General features: G+C 73.5%; 3 protein-coding genes. 1 reads left to right on the forward strand and 2 read right to left on the reverse strand.

Features of this window, described 5'->3' with window-relative positions; translation table 11 throughout:
• Positions 1–196 precede the first annotated feature (196 nt).
• Positions 197–1,075 (forward strand): alpha/beta hydrolase, encoded by an 879-nt coding sequence (locus tag ACWGIU_RS33005; protein ID WP_453711786.1) that lies wholly within the window; start codon positions 197–199, stop codon positions 1,073–1,075.
• Positions 1,076–1,350: 275 nt separating this feature from the next.
• On the opposite strand, the gene ACWGIU_RS33010 is transcribed toward ACWGIU_RS33005, so the two are convergent.
• Positions 1,351–2,325, reverse strand: a complete 975-nt coding sequence (locus ACWGIU_RS33010; protein WP_453711788.1) for an MASE1 domain-containing protein — start codon at positions 2,323–2,325, stop codon at positions 1,351–1,353.
• Positions 2,326–2,492: 167 nt separating this feature from the next.
• A complete protein-coding gene (locus ACWGIU_RS33015; protein ID WP_453711787.1) occupies positions 2,493–3,347 on the reverse strand; it encodes a PP2C family protein-serine/threonine phosphatase in 855 nt (284 codons plus the stop codon).
• Positions 3,348–3,508 lie beyond the last annotated feature (161 nt).

The raw sequence follows: 3,508 nt of genomic DNA on the forward strand, positions 1-3,508 counted from the left end.
GACACTGGGTCACATTTTCGGGTGACTCGGTAGCGAAACGTCACATCACCGGGCGGGCGGGGCTACGGCCCCGTCCGCCCGGTCATATTCCGGGCCCCGCACGGAAGCTCCTGTTCCAGACTGATACGGTCCCGCTCTGCCGGAACACCGGAACATCTGGCCCCGCTGTCCCACGCGTTACCGAGAGGTTGAGCCGATGACGGACCCCGCCGCAGTGGAACGGGACGCCGCGGAGGCCGCTTCGGCCTTCGCCCACCCGGCCGTGGCGCCGGACGCGACCGCCGCGTACGGGGAACACCGCGATCACGTCGTCGACTTCTACGCCCCGCGCGGTGAGACCCGGGGCCCGGCCCCGCTCGTGGTGCTGCTGCACGGCGGCGCGTGGCGGGCCCCGTACGACCGGCAGCACGTCACGCCGCTCGCGGACTTCCTGGCCCGGCGGGGCTTCGCCGTCGCCAACATCGAGTACCGGCGCGGTAGTTCGCTGCCGCACCAGAATGCCGAAGGGCCGGTCGCCGGGCGCTGGCCGGAGACCTTCGACGATGTCGCCGCCGCGATGGACGCCCTCCCCGGGCTGGCGGCCGATGCACTCCCGCAGGCCGATGTCCGCCGCACGGTCGTCACCGGCCACTCGGCGGGCGGCCACCTCGCGCTGTGGGCCGCCGCCCGGCACGTGCTCCCGGCCGGCTCCCCGTGGCGGCTGCCCGCCCCGCCGATGCTGCGGGGCGTGGTGGCACTGGCCCCGATCGCGGACTTCGCGGTGGCGGAGGAACTGGGTGTGTGCGGCGGCGCGAGCGCGCAGCTGCTGGGCGGGGCGGACCACTGGGACGAACGGCTGCCGTGCGCCGATCCGGCGGCGCTGCTGCCGACCGGGATCGCCACGGCGGTGGTCCAGGGCCGGGACGACATCGTGGTCCCGCAGCAGGTGGCCGAGGCGTATGTGGCGGCGGCCGCGAAGGCGGGGGAGATGGTCGGGCTGACCCTCCTCGACGCGGTCGGTCACTTCCCTCTGATCGACCCGGCGGCGGACGCGTGCGCGGTGGTCGCCGAGGAGATCTCGCAGCTGGCCTGGTAGCCCCCTGGTGGTGTGGCCCGGGCGGGGCTAGGCCGTCTCTTTCGGATCTTGTCGGCCGAGTCCGCGGCGTCCGGTGCCGTGCCCGGCAAGGCGGAGGGGCTCCTGCGTACTGGACGTACTCGGGAGCCCCGACAACGCGGCCGGCGGTGTCGGGCTTCGCGGGCCCGGCAAGATCCGAAAGAGACGGCCTACGGGCGGGTGCCCTGACGGCATGGATTCTCCGCGGCTCGTGTCGTGCGCCACCGGCCCACACCGCCGCCTCCGGCAACCGGCCCCTATCTATCCGGCTTGCCCGGAGCCAGGTGCTCCACCAGTTCGGCGAGGTCCTCGCAGACCTGCTCGATCTTCAGGCGGACGTTGTTCTGCTCGGTGACCAGGGCCGACAGCATCAGCCCGGTCAGGGCCGCCGCACCGGTGAGGCCCTGCAGGTTGATCATGATCTCGAAGAGGGTGTGGTGGGCGAACGGCCCGACGCGGGCGGTCGCCGCCGCGATCGCCAGGACCGACACCAACAGGGTGACCGGGGCGCTCCCGGCGAGCTGGAAGCGTACGGCCGCCCAGATGATCAGCGGGAAGACGAGGAAGAGCAGCGAGAGGGGGCTGCGGGTGGCCAGGAGGGTGACGGCGACGGAGGCGACCACCAGGGCCACCGCCTCGGCCGCCCGGTAGCCCTCCCGGTAGCCCTCCCGGGGCCGCCGGACCGTCGTGACCCTGCGCAGGACGAGCAGCAGCGGGGTCAGTACGAGCACGCCCATCGCGTCCCCGGCCCACCAGGCCGCCCAGACCGGCCAGAACTGCGACATCGGCAGATCCCCGGTGAGCACCAGAGTGGCGGTTCCGATCGTCGCGCTGATCAGCATGGGCAGCAGACCGCCGAGGAAGACCAGCGCCAAGGCGTCCAGGAGCCGGGCCATCTCGGTACGGAAACCCGCCCGGCGGAGCATCAGGTACGCGCACACGGGGGCGAGGACGTTCCCCGCGACGATGATCAGGCTGGACAGGTCGAAATCGCTGATCTGCTCGATGGTGAGGTACGTACCGAGCGCGATCCCGGGCCACGCCCGCAGGCCCAGCCAGAGCAGGGAGGCCACCGCGATGCCGGTCGGCGGCCACAGCGGTGTCACCTCGGCGCCGTTGACGACCACACGCTGGCACAGGCCGATCAGGCCGCCCAGGTAGTAGGCGACGGCGACGGCGAGGATCGGCAGCAGAGCTGCGGGCAGACGTCGCCATCCCTCGGTGCGCACCACAGCATCAGACAACAGCCGGGCGTCCCGGCGGGCCGTGACACGCGCGAGGGGGCGTCTCGCCCATCAGGCCGGGCTCGCGGCCGGCAGGGCCTCCTGGCCCTGTCGGTCGAGGTCCCTCCCCCGGCAACCCCCGGGAGGCGCCCGCGGCCCGCAGGGCCTGAGCGGTGTTACTTCGACGACAGGGCCCGGGCCGTCTCCCGGGGGTCGGGCCGGGCGTCGTGGCTGAGCACGAGCACGGCGGCGTCGTCCGTGTGGCCGGTGGAGTCGGCCACCTTCATCACCTCGGCGGCCAGCTCGCCCGGATCGGTGCCCGCGGCCTCCCGCACCACCTTGGCCACCCGCTCCAGGCCCACCTCGATCGGGAACTTCGGCCCCTCGACCACACCGTCGGTGAGCAGCACGATCGACCCGGCCTTCGTCAGCCGGCGGCGGGTCACCGCGTACCCCGCGCCGGGCACCAGGTTCAGCGGCAGCCCGCCGTCGTCCTCGGCTATGCCGTACGCGCCGTCGACGGTGGCCCAGATCGCCGGAACATGGCCGGCCCGGGCGGTCTCCAGTTCCCTTGTCTCCGGGTCGAAGCGGAGCAGAGTGCAGGTCGCGAAGAGGTCGCGGTCCATGGAGAGCAGCACCTCGTTGGCCCGGCTCAGTACCTCGCCGGGATCGACGACGACGGCCGCCACGGCGCGCAGGCAGATCCGCACCTGCCCCATGAAGGCGGCCGCCTCCACGTCGTGCCCCTGGACGTCACCGATGCAGAAGGCGAGAGCGTCCTCGGGCAGCCGGAAGCCGTCGTACCAGTCGCCGCCGATGTCCAGGCCGTGGCGGGCCGGCGCGTACCGGGCGGCGGTCCGCAGGCCCGGCAGTGCGGGCAGCGTGGCGGGCAGCATCTCGCTCTGCAGTGCCTCGGCCAGGTCCACCCGGGCCTGCTGCAGCTCCACCCCGCGGCGGGCCTGGTCGGCGAGCCGCCCGAGCGTGCTGAGCAGGTCGGCGCTGGCCGCCCGCGGGGCACGGCGAGGACTCACGGAACGCTCCGAGGTGCATCCATCCGTCCCTGCTTCCGCTGCGCGAAAAGCCCGTGCACATCATATTTCCGCCCACCAGGACCCGCCCCCCGAGACCGGTCCCGCGCCGTCCCGGGAAACGCCGGAGGGGCGGCGGGCGCCGGTGCGCCTGCCGCCCCTCC

The organism is Streptomyces sp. NPDC054840 (assembly GCF_053611065.1).

What these genes read in the sequence shown, in the direction of transcription:
- ACWGIU_RS33005 (WP_453711786.1), top strand. Translation starts at nt 197, where the DNA reads ATGACGGACCCCGCCGCAGTGGAACGGGACGCCGCGGAGGCCGCTTCG.